The following is a 14379-nucleotide window of genomic DNA, read 5'->3' on the forward strand; positions in this document are numbered from 1 at the left end:
ATTTGTACCCTGTGTACAGGTTTCTTTTGTCTTGCCATAATAAAAGGCCCTCCTATGATTCTATTTTATCATAGAAGAACCTTCTAAATACTATTTTACAGAAAAAGTTTCACACTCTCTATCTTTATCTCTTTTTGAAAAAATAAGACTGCCAGATATGCCAAAAGATATACCCAGACATATTCCGATTCCAATTCCAGCCATGCTATTTAATGAGTTTATGAAAACAACGCTCCAAAGTATTGCTGCGATTATTCCGATAGTGACTCCTATAATTACCTTTTTGATTTTCATTAGTTTTATCCTTTAATTCCCGATTTTACTTTGTGACTATGACTTTTCCTTCCGAATCCAGAAGAGGTGTAATACTGGCTCCAAATCCGGAGTTCCAACAAAGGTAATTAACCCCAGTCTTCTTATCTACAAGGATTTGACGAATTCCTTCATCTTTAAGCCAACTTCCGTCTCTGAATGTAACTTCAAATCTTTCTTCTTTCTTTGCCATGTTTATTTCCCCTTTTTTCAAGCGTTAAATACCGATTTGTATTTCTGTTTGTTTTAAAAATGGGCAACTCCGATTGGAATTGCCCACTCATTGCACTAATTATGCGATTTTTTCTTGCTTGCACTTAATTTTGCATCAATTGATGTAAATCGCTGTTTTTTTAGTTTTTATCAAATGAAGTACGTCCCGTCTATTCGATAAAACGGTACATCACACATTCAAAATCTTTACTTTGACCTTTGTCACTGTATGTACAGAATCTAACTGAATAATTTCTTCCTGTTTTGCCTTTTTGCTTAAATTTAAGATTCCATTTTTAGTTATATTGTATAGTAATTGACAATTGGATATATTTCCACATTCTTCGGAGAATGACACAAAAGCATTTTCCAAAGAAATCAACAAGTAAGATTCGATAACTACTGTCATTCCATTTCTGTTATAAGTCATAAATAATATAAGTATATATGCGCCAACAAAATAGTTTCCATTACTTTTTGAATTTGATTTATGTACGCTAGAATCTTTTATTTAGACTATTATTTGTATGATAATTCTATCATACAATGGCCAGAAATTTTAGGTACAGTAAAAGATATTTCATTATTTTGAAATATTTCATAATCTAATTGTTCTTTATCAGGCACTAATGTTACACCATTAACAGCATGTGGTAAACAAACGCTTAATTTTATATTATATAAAGGAATGACATCTTCGATAGTTAATATTTCATCTGCAATTTTATTAGGTATATAATGCAATATGTGTATTATATAACGACCCTTTTCTTTTTGTTCATTAACTGTTACAGTCATGGTGCTAGGACCATCGTGTTTTATTAATGGTTGAGGAATTAACGTCTCTAAGACATCTCGCAAAAATTCTTTGCACCATTTTGGGTGTTTTTCTTGATATATAGAAAATATTGGATGCATAAAATAATAGTTTCCCTTACATTCTGTAATTCCTGGATATCCATATTTATGAGACGAAGGAGTGTGTAAATGAGAACAAAAATGTTCCCATGTTCTATTAAAATACGGGATATATGTCTTCACCACTTCTTTGGCGTCATTTATTTTAATCTCTTTTCCTTGGTTATACATCACATATTCTGTTTTAAATAATCTCTTTCCATACTCAGAAGTTGGAACCAAAAAATCCGGACTATAAGGTGCATCTCCAACAAGACTAATCCCCAACCTTTTTATAGCAAATTCTGTTTCTGAATAATTTAGTCCCGAGCGATAAGATGCAATAATCCTTCCCCCATCAGCAATATAATTATCAATTTTGTCAGCCAGAAAATCACTACATAAAATATTATCTGGTAGAATTACAATTTTATATTTTCTAAAATCTTCATCTTCATCGATAATGTTAAATTGATACCCTAACTCATCTAATAACGCGCAGATTCCAGTTATTTCATCAGGGATTTTTTTCAAAGATGAATCAGAATCTGTCTTATAGTATTCGCTGGTTAAAACTCCAAGTTCAACAACTTCTGTTGCCTTTGTACACCAAGGTTCCTTCTTTTCTACCTGAGCATATACGTCCCCAATTAAATCATAAACCTCTGGAGAAATACGTCCATCCGGATGCAGCTGATCACCTATTAGACATTTTGAATTATAAGCTAACATACGAAAACACTCATATTCTAGAGCTTCTTTGTTTTTCATAGAGTGGAAATCTCCCCATGAAGTATGAAATTTTCCCGTATGCGACAAATAATCCATCCCACTGGTTCTTGCATATCGAACAGTATTTCCAAAATGTGCATATCCCCATTTTCCACTAGGCAATGATTCCAGTTCCCAATGTGTATAAAACTCTTTATCTTTCATTGTTCTTGGTCCTATATGACTTCCATTGTAAAATACAGAAATGTTAGGCTTTATGTTATGAATAAACTTCGTCATTTCTTTTTTAAAATCATGAATCATCTCTTGAGCATATTTAATTCTTTCTTCATACAATTCAGGATTATATCCTTTTTCTAACATTCCTTTTTTACAATATTCACATGAACAATCCACCACTTTAACAATATCTAGAAAAATTCCATCTACATTATTTTTTCCAACAACGTTAATAACGTCTTCAATTTGATCTTTTAAAAATTGTCTATAAGGTGTATTAACGCATAAAGTCCTATAAAACCCCGGTGAATATACTTTCGGAGTTTTCCCATCAAAGCATCGATATATAAAAGCACCGTCTGAACTAATACAATTCCACTCAGGATGGTTCATGCTCATGTAATAATCCCATTGTACCGTTGTATATATTGGCACCTTAATCCCTCTTTTATGACAAGCGTCTATTTGACTTTCCAATAGATTTTTATTATTTTTGAGTCCTGGATGAATTAACTGTGGGAATTTTTTTGAGTTATAATAAAGCATACCATGGTGGCACCTAGAAAAACAGGTAACGGAATTAACATGTGCGCTTTCTAATGTACTTGCAAAATCATCTGCATCAAACTCCGAACATATAGTATTAATTTTTTCACTTGTATGAAAATCCATATGAATTTGTCTAAATCGTAATTCTTCCATTTTAAACCCCCTTATTTTCTTAACCTTTTAATGCACCTTGCATCATACCATCTTGAACCTTCTCATGAAATATCAGATAGAAAGTAATAATCGGAATCACTGCTATAACGATACACGCAAAAATAGGTCCCAATTGTAACTCTTCTCCTGAAAATGTTAACATTGATCTTGAAACTGTAAATTTCTTCACATCTGTCAATAATGTCATTGAAAACATTAACTCTCCATAACAATAAACAAAACTCAAAACAGCTACTGTTGACATTATTGGTTTTGAAATCGGAATTAATATTTTAAAAAGTAAAATCCAATCATTTGCCCCATCTATAATAGCAGCTTCGTCCAAATCTCTACTTACCCCTTGTAAATATCCCGTAAACAAAAAAACGGCTTGTGCTAATTGAAACGCTGAATATACAAACAATAAAAAGTAATATTGATTTTTTGCATTTAAGGCAGTAGCTAAATTATTAATAGGAATGATTGTACAATGAATAGGAACCATTACACCAAATAAAAACAATACTTTAATGACAGAAAGAATCTTAAAGTTTTTTCTAGACAGAATGTATGCTGCCATCATACCAACAACTTCCACAACAATGGTTGTTGAAACAGCTAATAATATAGAATTAAAAACTGCTCTTAAAATACCTGCTCTTTCAATTGCTGCAACGTAATTTTCAAAGTGGAATACTTTTGGAAATGAAAACATACTTAATGTAATTCCTTCATTATCCTTAAATGAACAAAATATCGTTATTATTAACGGGAAAATAGTGATAATTAATGCACTAAACGCAAAAATATAAGAAAGGAATTTTCCTATTTTTTTCTTCATTGTTTCACCACCTTATCTTTATCTCTAAAAATATAATTCATTAATACACTTAATAGCAGTCCTATAATTAAAAGGACTACTCCAATCGCGCTACTTCGACCAAATTGTCTAAAAGAAAAAGCTTCATTATATATTAAGGTTGCTGGCATTTCTGAAGATCTATTTGGTCCGCCTTTTGTCATTGCCCATATCAAATCAAAGGTTTTTAAGCAACCGGTAACACACAATATAGAAAAGATTTTAAATGAATTTTTCATAAGTGGCAGTGTAACGTATCTTAATTTTTTCCAGCTTGTACACCCATCAATCACTGCCGCTTCATACAGATCTGATGGAATAGAAACCAGCCCCGCCGCAAAGATAAGCATATTGTACCCTGCATACATCCATTCATTTACTAAAACAGCGCTCCATACATTTACATTTGGAGTTGCCAACCAATCCTTTGCTAAACTTCCACATCCGATTATCTCTAAAATTTTGTTAATTGCACCATATTGTGGATTAAGCATATAAACCCATATCAATGCAACAGCTGTCGAGGAAAGCATAATAGGCATAAAATAAGCTGTTTTGAAGAGTTTTTTCCACTTCAATTTAGAGGTAACTATTAAGGCTAAGACAAAAGATAATGGCATTAAAATGAAAAAGCCCCCTATCAAAAAATACATACTGTGTAAGAGAGATTTCCAAAAGTTCGCATTTGTCACTACATCTCGGAAGTTTTTTAACCCAACAAAAACTTTTGGCATTCCATAAACACCATTCCAACTTCTAAATGATAAATTCACCGTATTAATGACCGGATAAATGATTAAGCAAAACAGCAAGATTAAAGCAGGAGTCAAAAACATTATTGAAACAATTATATCCCTCTTTTTCTTTTTCATAAATTCACATCCTTTTTTATAAAACAAGGGCAGTCTAATGGCCACCCTTGTTTTTATTGTAAATTACTCATTTGATTTAATCTGAGTTATAATTTCATCTGCACATTGTTCTGGTGAATTACCAAGAGCAATTCCCTGGAGAGCATTTCTGACCGTATCCAATAAATATGTTCTATCATCATATGATTGTACATCGGATTTCATTTTTGTCATTGTTCCATAAATATCTAATACTTCCTTCATAAGCGGATCGTCTGTATCTAAGTCAAACTCTCGTCCAAAAATGTTTGGAATTACTTTTGTATAATCTGATAAACTTTGATCAGATGTCATCCATTTAACCCAATATACCGATGCATCAATCTCTTCCTGACTCTTATTCATAGTAGAAACATGCCAAACATTATTAACCCCGCCTTGTGTCTCTGATTTAAAAGATTCATTTCCATAAGGCATTGCAGTTACACCAACTTTAAATCCAACATCAGAAGCAGCTAAAGTTCCCATTACATCTGAGTTAAGTCCCCAAATCATTGCACTACCACCTGATGTAAAAGTAGATTTTTCCAATGCATAATCTGTAGATAAAATATCATCACCAAAATATCCTTTTTCGTTCATATCAGAAATTTTAGTATAGACGTCCATCATTTCTTTTCCATCATATTTCATAGAACCATCCGCTAATTTGTCTGCTGCATCAACTCCATAAGTGTTGTAAAGAATACAATTTGATAAATGTCCAAATCTAAAATTGGATTTTTCTCCTACCTGGAATGGTTTAATGCCTGCAGCTTTTAATTTTTCACAAACAACTTGCAATTCATCCCACGTTTTTGGAGGTTCGATATTATTTGCATTAAAAATATCTTCATTATAGAATAAACAAATAATATATTGCATATAAGGGATTCCCCAAATTCCCTCATATTCATCGTATTGTGCGCTTTCAAATACAGAATCATAAAAACTATCGTAATATTCTTTGTCTGCCTCCAAATATGGTGTCCAATCCAAAACCCCGTTTGCTGCAATATAATCCTTAACACGTGCACCACCATATTCTGTAAATACATTAGGTGTATCTCCACCTGAATATCCTGTTCTTAATTTATTTAAATAATCTTCCTCCGTGGTAATATTTTCAAGTTCTACAGTGATTCCATTATCAAGATTATTAAACTCATCAATTTTATCTGCAAAATATTTTTGTGATCCTTCATTTGTAATTCTTGTCATAACATGAATTTTTACATTATCAAATTTCATATTCTCAACATCATAACTTCTAGTTTCTGAATTTTCTTTTTTCTCATTGGACTCTTCTTTTGTTCCACATCCCGAAAATAACATTGTCATACAAAGTACCAAAAACAATATGCAACTAATAACCTTATTTTTCTTCATAATCATATTTCCTTTCTATACTTATAACTAATAAAATATTAATTTTTACATATTTTTTTTCCACATGAATCATTGACAACTTTATTTTTACTCCATGCAATTTTCCCATTTACAAAGCATTTATCCAACCCTGTAGCAAGTTGTTTGGGATTTTCATATGTTGCATTATCTTTAAATTCATCAAGTTTAAAAATGTTTATATCTGCATAATACCCTACTTTAATAGCTCCCCTTCCTGTTATTCCTACTCTTTCCGCAGGCATTGAAGTCATTTTTTTCACTGCTGTTTCCAAACTGTAAATTTTTCTTTCATTTACATATTCGCGAATAATTTTAGGAAAAGCGCCATACATTCTTGGATGCGGCATATTAGTCTCTGCATAAATTGCATCTGAAATAACACAAGAATACGGTAACTTTGCCACAACATCAACATCCTCTTGGCACATACTCATATTTACAATAGACACTTTTCCTTCTTCATCATTTAACAGATATCCAACAAATTCAGCAGCATCAGAAAAATTATAATTTATCACTGAATCTGCAACTGTTTTTCCTATGTACTTAATATTTTTCTCATGATTTACCCCTGTAATTAGAATTCTATCCCATCCCAGCGATAGCGCATAATTATCCCAGTCTGCATAAGTATATTTCAGCGAATCCCTAAAATTCTGTATTCCTTCTCCTGTTTCAAAACTGTTTAATATTTTTTTAATATCACCTTTTATCAATTGTGGAGGAATCATCGTAACCAAAGATGTGGATCCTCCCGTATAGGGATAAAAATCACATGCTACTTCTATTCCATTTTTTCGTGCTAATTCAATACAATCTATTGCCTTAAAAATTTCTCGATTCCAATTGTTTTTACCACAAGATTTAAAGTGACTTATTTCGACAGGACATCTAACTTTTTCAGCAATATCAATCACCTCTGTAATACTACTTACCAGCGAGTTCCCTTCTCCACGAATGTGAACACACCAAGGAATATTATGTTTTTTTAACGGTTGCAACATACGAATATAGTCTTCCTTAAAATTATAACATTCTGGTATATACATTATTCCAGCTGATACTCCAACTACTCCCATTTCAACTGCTTGTTCGATATAAGAAACAGCTTTTTTGATTTCCTCAGAATTAAACGGCGTATTAGAAAATCCTTTAATTGACGATTTTATCGTGCCACAACCAATCATAGTAGCAAAATTAACCGGCAAATTTATATTTCCAAGTTTACTAAAATAGTCACTTATTGTTTTTATTTCTCTAAAAGGTTTTCCTAAAACAGGTTCAGAAAAATCATATATTTCCTTTGATAGCTCTTCATCTAATGGTATAGGAACCATTGAGAACCCGCAATTACCAGCTACTACTGTTGTAATCCCTTGTGAAAGCAATGTAGTACCAAATTCCGTTCCATAAAAAGGTTGAATATCACAATGTCTGTGAATATCTATAAAACCAGGAGTTATTATGTATCCTTCTGCGTCAATTATTGATGTATTTTCTAAATTTTTTAATTTATATACTTCTTTGCCAATAAATATTTCTTTTATATTTTCATCTTCCAAAAGGAGCGAACCTACAAATGGTGGATTTCCTAATCCATCATATATATATCCATTTTTAATAAGAACATATGACATTTTATTCCTCCTTAGTTTCATTCAGATAATTATAAACTGTAAATCTGGATATATCTAAATATTCAGCAACTCGCTCTGCCGATTTTTTTATTAAAAACGCTCCTTTCTCATCCAAATATTTTACAATTTCCACTTTATCTTCCTTATCTAAAACATCTATTGTCTTACCCGTACTTTCTACTGCTTTTTCCATAAGAATTTCTAAAATTTCGTCTACATTTCCTGTAAAAATTTCATCCCTCGATTCATTTTTAGAAGTAAATTTTTCAATTGCAATTTGTCCTTTCATTAAATTAGTAATATCATAATTAATACACAAACTTCCGACAACTTTTCCGTTTTCATCAACAAAATATTTACTAGTCGATTTTAATATATGACCATTTGGCGCCGTATTGATATAACAATATTCATCTTTAGGGTTAGCCGTTCCTCTCAAAATTGCCAACCCAGCATCTGTTCCACCATCACCCACCTTTCTTCCTGTCACATGTCCATTCCAAATAGCCACAACTGTATTCTCGTAAGGTTTTGTAAGATCATGCAATACAACTTCACAATCTTCACCGAACTGTCTCGCAATACATTCGCATATATCACACAGAACTTTAAAATTATCACTCACATAACTCATTAATTTCACCACCCTTGTACAAAAGTAATTGCATGTAGTTAAACAACACATCCATCTCAACAATTTGTTCAATATGATTCTATCTTCTTTTCAACAAATAGTCAATATTTTGATTTATTATTTTATTTTTTTTCATATTTCATACAATATTTTCGCATTTTATTTGTTTATTTTGACTATTTTACAAATTATATACAGATTATATTGACTATTACAACCAAAAGTGTAATACTTTACCTATCAACAATTTGTTTATTATATTTACACTTTTTGTTGATTTACATACTTACATACACAAAGGAGTTAAATGAACATGTTTAATTTTTACAACTTTGAAGAAATCAAAAACACTCCCTCACCATCCTTATTATATTATCGCAATATAATACAACAAAACATTGATACAGCAATCTCAATTACTAAAAGTAAAAATTCATTATGGCCACATATTAAAAGCCATAAAATGCCAAATGTTATTAGGCTTTCTATAAGTAATGGTATTACACGCTTTAAATGTGCTACTATATCAGAAGCCGAAATCGCCGCCACTTGTGGTGCTACAGATGTATTACTTGCTTATCCTATCATTGGCCCTAATATAAAACGTTTTCTCAATTTAAGGATTGCTTTTCCACAAACACATTTTTATGCCATCGGAGACAATATAGAGTCTATTTATTTGCTCAGTAATTTACAAAAAGACTGTCCTGTTCATACCGATCTTTTTATAGACGTAAATCTCGGTATGAATAGAACAGGAGTGCCATTAGAAAATTTGGAAAAATTCATTGAAAAATGCAAAGAAATACCAGGGATCTCTATTGTTGGTTTTCATTGTTATGATGGACACCAAACAGATTCAGATCCTATCATTCGTAAAAAGAAAATACATGAAATGAGTAAAAAACTAAAAAAAATACTTGATTGTATAATTATCAAAAATCCCCATTATGCCAATATAATTATCGGAGGATCACCATCTTTTCCTTATCTTGTTGATGAATGGAAAAATGACGTACATTATACTACTTATTTTTCACCTGGCACTGTTTTTATATATGATTACGGATATCAGAAAAAATATCCCGATTTGCCTTTTTCCCCAGGAGCAGCTATTCTGACAAGAGTTGTTAGCCATCCTAATGACGCCTTATTCACAATTGATTGCGGATACAAGTCAATTGCCTCTGATCCACCTGGTCCTAAAGCTTTTTTATTAGGCGTGGATAATTACGAAGAGTGTTTTCAAAGCGAAGAACATTGGACTTTTCGTATGAAAAAAGGATATGAAAAAGAACGCCCACCAATTGGTAAGGAATTGTTTCTTTTACCAACCCATATATGTCCTACAAGTGCATTGTATAATCATGCAATTGTTATAGATAATAAGCATATTGTTGCACAATGGCCAGTTACTGCAAGAAATAGATTCTTACTTTACTAATCAAATCAAGGAGGCAAATATATGAATATCTATCATGTTTTAGAATCAAAAGGCATTTTATTACCATCTCCACCACCAAAAGGTGGCGTGTATACTCCTGTCAAGGAATTTGGTGATAACTTTTTATATTGTTCAGGTTGCGGCCCCGATTTAGGCAATGGAAATACTATTATTGGAAAACTCGGAGATAGTCTTTCCATAGAAGACGGGCAAAAAGCAGCATATAATTGTATGTTAAATTTACTAGCAAATCTACATGCTAAAATTGGAGACTTAAATAAAATTAAAAGCTTTGTAAAATTACTTGCTTTTGTGAACAGCACAGACAGTTTCACAGAACAGCCATTAGTTGTAAATGGAGCGTCCAATTTACTCATCGACATTTTCGGCGAAGAAATGGGTTGTCCTGCACGCTCTGCAATTGGTACGAATTCACTTCCTGGCGGAATCGCATGTGAAATAGAACTAATTGTTGAATTGAAATAAATTTAATCAAAAAAGATAAAACCCCAATTGTTCCCCCTCTCCTATACCACTACTGTTTTCAAAGAGAGGGGGATTACACCTCTATAGCATATTAGCAACTCCTGAAATTTTCAGACTACTCAACTTTGCCCTTGCGAGGATAGTAAAGTGCACCTCTGAATAATATTTTTATTCAAACTTTATCGTCCCCGGCATCTTATTATCCAAATCACAAAATAACTCTATTGACTCCAGCATTTCACATATTAGTAAGCCCAGCAAAATATCGTCCTTTGTTGCAATCCATACCGGTATTTGCAATCTCTTCGCGATAAATCGTATCAGTATCCCAATACCCATAATAACCAAATCTGGCTGCTGTTTATAAATCAACCAATATCTTCCAAGCCTATCCACCACTGTTCTAACCAGTTTGTACCTAGGATTGGTTGCTTTTAATATTTTTGTACTTCCAGCATGTTCCACCTATATTAATCAAGTTAAATATTTTCATAATCCACTTATTCCGTACCCCGTTTTATCTCTAAACGCATCTGGATTTTTCCCATTCTAATATAACCCGAATTTGCAAAAGCCTAGCACATTGCTTTATAAATCGGTATATGATCTACACATGCCCCCAACTTAAACAGCACTTTAATATCCTTAATAACCCTATTGTAAATCCTAAGATAAAAATCTCCACAAGCTGCATCATATCTTCATCGTCCCTGACCTTAAACGGGTGGTCTGGAAAATCATCAATCAGCTCTAACGGAATATCTCGGATTTTTGAAAGCTGTTCTTCATCTCTCTGTGCCTGCGTGGTAAATAAATCATCGAACTTCGTGAGAGTGAAGTCGCTCTTTCTTCCTGCCATCAGCTAACACCTCCTTTGTAAATTCAGCGCATGCCTTAGACACTGTGCTGTTTGGCTCATAAGCATAAATGCTTTTGCCTTTGGAAGAAGTTTCAGCAGCTTTCACGACAATCGGGATTTGTGTTCGATACATTCTTATCTGATTACTTTCGGTGTCCGTATTAGTGGTGACAGTATGGAACCTGAATTCCACGATGGTCAGATTGCATGGGTATTACAACAGGAATCTGTTGCTAATGGAGAAATCGGCATCTTCGCTCTTAACGGAGAAGCCTATATTAAGAAATTACAAAACGATAAAGACGGAATTTTCCTTATCTCTCTTAATGAAAAGTATGCACCTATCAAGGTTAGTGAAAATGACCGCTTAGACATATTTGGAAAAGTTCTTGGAAAATCTGATGCTTCTGCTATTACAGGACATTGCCGATAAAGCATTGCCGATAAAATTGCAAGTCCTTTTTATTGGACACATTATTTTGCATAATTGACAATAAGAAAATATCTATAGAACTGAAAAAAAGGGATTTTTATGGCGGTTACCAATAATATCAGAGAAATCCGGGAACAGCGTGGCATTTACCAGGATGACCTTGCCGCTGCTATCGGATACAGCACCAAAACTGTTGGCAGGATAGAACGTGGGGACAGCACCCCATCTGCCGAATTTATGCTGCGGATATCAAAATACTTTAATATGCTGGTGGAAGATGTATTCCACGTGGAAGATTGAGTCGGAGCAGCAATCCGGTTCACTTTCTATTTTGGACAGCTTTTCATGTCCTTATCAACAACTATAGTTTTTTTGATAAATGCTTGACTGTAAACCTTGTTTATAGCTTATTATTAAGTAAAATAGAGTTGCTCGAAAGGAGGGCATAATATGACTATAAAAGACGTAGAAGAGCGAACAGGTTTATCCCGTTCTAATATCCGTTTTTATGAAAAGGAAAAACTTATTGAGCCTTCGAGAAATGAAAGTAATGGTTATAGAGATTATTCTGAAAATGATGTGGAAAATATAAAGAAGATTGCATATCTACGTACATTGGGAATTTCTATTGAAGATATACGAAGTATTATATCCGAAAAAGTAACATTGCAGGAAATGCTTGAGAAGCAAAAGGAAGTATTAAAAAATCAGATTACTGATTTGACTAAGGCGAAACTCATGTGCGAAAAAATGCTGGATGAAGAAAGTATTAGTTATGAAAAATTACAGGTAGAACAATATGTAACAGATTTGCATGACTATTGGAAAGATAATCGAACTGTTTTCAAACTGGATTCCGTCAGCTTTTTGTATATATGGGGAAGTATGCTTACCTGGACTATGATTACCGCACTATGCTTGATTATTGGGGCTTTGTCTTATTCTAAGTTGCCGACAGAAATTCCAGTACAATGGAGTAAAGGAGTGGCAACATCCCTAGTTAATAAAAACTGGATTTTTATTTGTCCTGTTATATGTATCATAATCCGTTATTTATTAAAACCTTTTATCTATGCGAAATTGCAGATGAACAATTATTATGGAGAAATTATAACAGAGTATTTGACAAATTATATGTGTTTTATTGTGTTTTCAGTGGAAATCTTCTCCATACTTTTTACTTTCGGAGTGGTAAAAAGTGTTGTTGTACTGTTATTTGTGGACACGGCAATTTTTATTGGATTGTTAGTAGTTGGTTTGGTAAAAATGGATTTGAGAGGGAAAGAAGTTTTATGATTCAAATTTTATATTTCAGAAATAACAATAAGATACTATTTTCGCACGCCTACTATGAGAACGGCGGCTATGAGATAGAAATTGCATATACTGGCGAATAAAAGAACCGCTGTTGCATGGTTTATTGGCTTCCATGTAGCTGGTATTCGGCTGAGGTATTGAAAAAGATAATTTTCAATAATTTTTCAAAAATCAGAATCGACAATTCATGACAAATCAACCCTGAATCGGGGAACGTTTCTCATAGAAAAGAACTACAAAAAATAAGAAAATAAAAACGGAAAACCATTGTCTGTAGTATAAGTATTTGTTATTATGAAGTAAATAGCGGATATTTTACAAAGTAAAGCTTAATCTAGAAAATCTGCCAGTGGCAGGCCTCTGTAGATACCAAGGTATACAAAAGGAGAATGAAAAAATGAAAAAAGAAGACATGTCCTGCATCGACTGCGCAGTAAAAAACTGCAACAAAATGGATAAAACCTATCCGGATTTCTGTCTGACAACACACATGGATGAAGAAGTTCTAAATGAAGCTATGGAATGCTACAATGAAGACGAGAACCGCAAAGTCACAATCGCTGCAGCTGAAGTAGAGTATGAGAATTACTGCAAACATACCCGTGTCGAAGAAATCATGGATTTTGCAAAGAAGATTAATGCGAAAAAGATCGGGATTGCAACCTGTGTCGGATTGTTGAAAGAAAGCCGTATCCTGGCAGATATCCTGCGCAGACATGGCTTTGAGGTGTATGGTGTCGGCTGTAAAGCCGGAACACAGAAGAAGACATCAGTCGGCATCCCGGAATGATGCGAAGGTGTCGGTGTGAATATGTGTAATCCGATCCTGCAGGCAAAGCTTCTGAACAAGGCGAAGACGGACCTGAATGTTGTGGTCGGACTTTGTGTGGGGCATGACAGTCTGTTTTACAAATATTCCGAGGCACTGACTACGACAGCAGTGACGAAAGACCGTGTATTGGGGCATAATCCGGTGGCTGCGCTTTATACTGCGGATAGTTATTATTCGAAGTTGAAGAAGAGTGAAGAAGAGTAATATTTCTAATTTGGGCGTTTAAAGATACATAAAGATATCCCATTCAAGCATTTCTCTTTTTATCCAACGAAAAAAAGAACACACAACACTCTGTATGTTCTCTTTCTGTATGTGAAGTCCAATATTATACTTTGAAGTAGCTATCCAATCCTTTGAACTCTTCCGCTTTCATTTCTTTTGTAACATCAGCATAGATGTTCAGTGTAGTTGAAATATCTGAATGTCCGAGTGCGTCTTGAATGACCTTTATATTTATGCTTCCTTCTTCCATGAGATTACAGCAAACGTAGTAGTAATGT

General features: G+C 33.3%; 16 protein-coding genes and 1 pseudogene. 6 read left to right on the forward strand and 11 right to left on the reverse strand.

The window, feature by feature from the left end; translation table 11 throughout:
* Positions 1–90: 90 nt before the first annotated feature.
* The 8 genes from LQE94_RS06120 to LQE94_RS06155 form a co-directional block, all read right to left on the reverse strand.
* Positions 91–294 (reverse strand): hypothetical protein, encoded by a 204-nt coding sequence (locus LQE94_RS06120; protein ID WP_240577256.1) that lies wholly within the window; start codon positions 292–294, stop codon positions 91–93.
* 25 nt (positions 295–319) lie between these two features.
* On the reverse strand, positions 320–505 hold the full coding sequence (locus LQE94_RS06125; protein WP_005341211.1) for a DUF6440 family protein: 186 nt from the start codon (positions 503–505) through the stop codon (positions 320–322).
* Positions 506–1044: 539 nt separating this feature from the next.
* Positions 1045–3075 (reverse strand): alpha-amylase family protein, encoded by a 2031-nt coding sequence (locus LQE94_RS06130; RefSeq protein ID WP_118737184.1) that lies wholly within the window; start codon positions 3073–3075, stop codon positions 1045–1047.
* A 19-nt stretch (positions 3076–3094) separates the two neighbouring features.
* Positions 3095–3916, reverse strand: coding sequence for a carbohydrate ABC transporter permease (locus LQE94_RS06135; protein ID WP_118737185.1), 822 nt, complete (start codon positions 3914–3916; stop codon positions 3095–3097).
* Entirely contained in the window at positions 3913–4806 is an 894-nt protein-coding gene (locus LQE94_RS06140; protein WP_240577257.1) for a carbohydrate ABC transporter permease, read from the reverse strand. Before LQE94_RS06140 ends, LQE94_RS06135 begins: the two co-directional genes overlap by 4 nt.
* 63 nt (positions 4807–4869) lie before the next feature.
* Entirely contained in the window at positions 4870–6213 is a 1344-nt protein-coding gene (locus LQE94_RS06145) for an ABC transporter substrate-binding protein (RefSeq protein WP_240577258.1), read from the reverse strand.
* Positions 6214–6251: 38 nt separating this feature from the next.
* Complete coding sequence (locus tag LQE94_RS06150) at positions 6252–7871, reverse strand: N-acyl-D-amino-acid deacylase family protein (protein WP_240577259.1); 1620 nt, start codon at positions 7869–7871, stop codon at positions 6252–6254.
* 1 nt (position 7872) lies between these two features.
* Complete coding sequence (locus LQE94_RS06155; protein WP_118737188.1) at positions 7873–8505, reverse strand: helix-turn-helix transcriptional regulator; 633 nt, start codon at positions 8503–8505, stop codon at positions 7873–7875.
* A gap of 313 nt (positions 8506–8818) precedes the next feature.
* Between LQE94_RS06155 and LQE94_RS06160 the strand changes: the two genes are divergently transcribed.
* Together LQE94_RS06160 and LQE94_RS06165 are read left to right on the forward strand one after the other, a co-directional pair.
* A complete protein-coding gene (locus LQE94_RS06160) occupies positions 8819–9949 on the forward strand; it encodes an alanine racemase (protein ID WP_240577260.1) in 1131 nt (376 codons plus the stop codon).
* A 21-nt stretch (positions 9950–9970) separates the two neighbouring features.
* Positions 9971–10435 (forward strand): RidA family protein, encoded by a 465-nt coding sequence (locus tag LQE94_RS06165; RefSeq protein ID WP_118737190.1) that lies wholly within the window; start codon positions 9971–9973, stop codon positions 10433–10435.
* A 168-nt stretch (positions 10436–10603) separates the two neighbouring features.
* Here the strand turns inward: LQE94_RS06165 and LQE94_RS06170 are convergent, their stop codons facing one another.
* On the reverse strand, positions 10604–10807 hold the full coding sequence (locus LQE94_RS06170; RefSeq protein ID WP_240577330.1) for a hypothetical protein: 204 nt from the start codon (positions 10805–10807) through the stop codon (positions 10604–10606).
* Between the two features lie 235 nt (positions 10808–11042).
* Positions 11043–11294: a hypothetical protein gene (locus LQE94_RS06175; RefSeq protein ID WP_442920071.1), complete on the reverse strand. Its 252-nt coding sequence runs from the start codon at positions 11292–11294 to the stop codon at positions 11043–11045.
* Between the two features lie 175 nt (positions 11295–11469).
* On the opposite strand from LQE94_RS06175, the gene LQE94_RS06180 reads away from it, so the two are divergent.
* From LQE94_RS06180 to LQE94_RS06195, 4 genes and pseudogenes are all read left to right on the forward strand, one after another.
* Positions 11470–11727: a S24 family peptidase gene (locus tag LQE94_RS06180; protein WP_240577261.1), complete on the forward strand. Its 258-nt coding sequence runs from the start codon at positions 11470–11472 to the stop codon at positions 11725–11727.
* Between the two features lie 99 nt (positions 11728–11826).
* A complete protein-coding gene (locus LQE94_RS06185) occupies positions 11827–12027 on the forward strand; it encodes a helix-turn-helix transcriptional regulator (protein ID WP_004611564.1) in 201 nt (66 codons plus the stop codon).
* A 150-nt stretch (positions 12028–12177) separates the two neighbouring features.
* The gene (locus LQE94_RS06190) at positions 12178–13023 is read left to right on the forward strand and encodes a MerR family transcriptional regulator (RefSeq protein ID WP_240577262.1); all 846 of its coding nucleotides are present in this window, start codon (positions 12178–12180) and stop codon (positions 13021–13023) included.
* A 418-nt stretch (positions 13024–13441) separates the two neighbouring features.
* Positions 13442–14080: pseudogene (locus tag LQE94_RS06195) on the forward strand (DUF1847 domain-containing protein).
* A gap of 124 nt (positions 14081–14204) precedes the next feature.
* On the opposite strand, the gene LQE94_RS06200 reads toward LQE94_RS06195, so the two are convergent.
* Positions 14205–14351, reverse strand: a complete 147-nt coding sequence (locus LQE94_RS06200; RefSeq protein WP_330638895.1) for a tyrosine-type recombinase/integrase — start codon at positions 14349–14351, stop codon at positions 14205–14207.
* Positions 14352–14379: the final 28 nt, after the last annotated feature.

Origin of the sequence: Mediterraneibacter sp. NSJ-151 (genome assembly GCF_022487435.1) — a bacterium.
In the GTDB taxonomy this organism is placed as follows: Bacteria; Bacillota; Clostridia; order Lachnospirales; family Lachnospiraceae; genus Schaedlerella; species Schaedlerella hominis.

Excerpts from the sequence above, each read along its gene's own strand:
- LQE94_RS06165 (WP_118737190.1), top strand. The coding sequence starts at position 9,971 with ATGAATATCTATCATGTTTTAGAATCAAAAGGCATTTTATTACCATCT.
- LQE94_RS06130 (WP_118737184.1), bottom strand. The coding sequence starts at position 3,075 with ATGGAAGAATTACGATTTAGACAAATTCATATGGATTTTCATACAAGT.
- LQE94_RS06140 (WP_240577257.1), bottom strand. The coding sequence starts at position 4,806 with ATGAAAAAGAAAAAGAGGGATATAATTGTTTCAATAATGTTTTTGACT.
- LQE94_RS06135 (WP_118737185.1), bottom strand. The coding sequence starts at position 3,916 with ATGAAGAAAAAAATAGGAAAATTCCTTTCTTATATTTTTGCGTTTAGT.
- LQE94_RS06180 (WP_240577261.1), top strand. The coding sequence starts at position 11,470 with ATGGAACCTGAATTCCACGATGGTCAGATTGCATGGGTATTACAACAG.
- LQE94_RS06185 (WP_004611564.1), top strand. The coding sequence starts at position 11,827 with ATGGCGGTTACCAATAATATCAGAGAAATCCGGGAACAGCGTGGCATT.
- LQE94_RS06190 (WP_240577262.1), top strand. The coding sequence starts at position 12,178 with ATGACTATAAAAGACGTAGAAGAGCGAACAGGTTTATCCCGTTCTAAT.
- LQE94_RS06200 (WP_330638895.1), bottom strand. The coding sequence starts at position 14,351 with ATGGAAGAAGGAAGCATAAATATAAAGGTCATTCAAGACGCACTCGGA.
- LQE94_RS06150 (WP_240577259.1), bottom strand. The coding sequence starts at position 7,871 with ATGTCATATGTTCTTATTAAAAATGGATATATATATGATGGATTAGGA.
- LQE94_RS06120 (WP_240577256.1), bottom strand. The coding sequence starts at position 294 with ATGAAAATCAAAAAGGTAATTATAGGAGTCACTATCGGAATAATCGCA.
- LQE94_RS06155 (WP_118737188.1), bottom strand. The coding sequence starts at position 8,505 with ATGAGTTATGTGAGTGATAATTTTAAAGTTCTGTGTGATATATGCGAA.
- LQE94_RS06125 (WP_005341211.1), bottom strand. The coding sequence starts at position 505 with ATGGCAAAGAAAGAAGAAAGATTTGAAGTTACATTCAGAGACGGAAGT.
- LQE94_RS06175 (WP_442920071.1), bottom strand. The coding sequence starts at position 11,294 with ATGGCAGGAAGAAAGAGCGACTTCACTCTCACGAAGTTCGATGATTTA.
- LQE94_RS06145 (WP_240577258.1), bottom strand. The coding sequence starts at position 6,213 with ATGAAGAAAAATAAGGTTATTAGTTGCATATTGTTTTTGGTACTTTGT.
- LQE94_RS06160 (WP_240577260.1), top strand. The coding sequence starts at position 8,819 with ATGTTTAATTTTTACAACTTTGAAGAAATCAAAAACACTCCCTCACCA.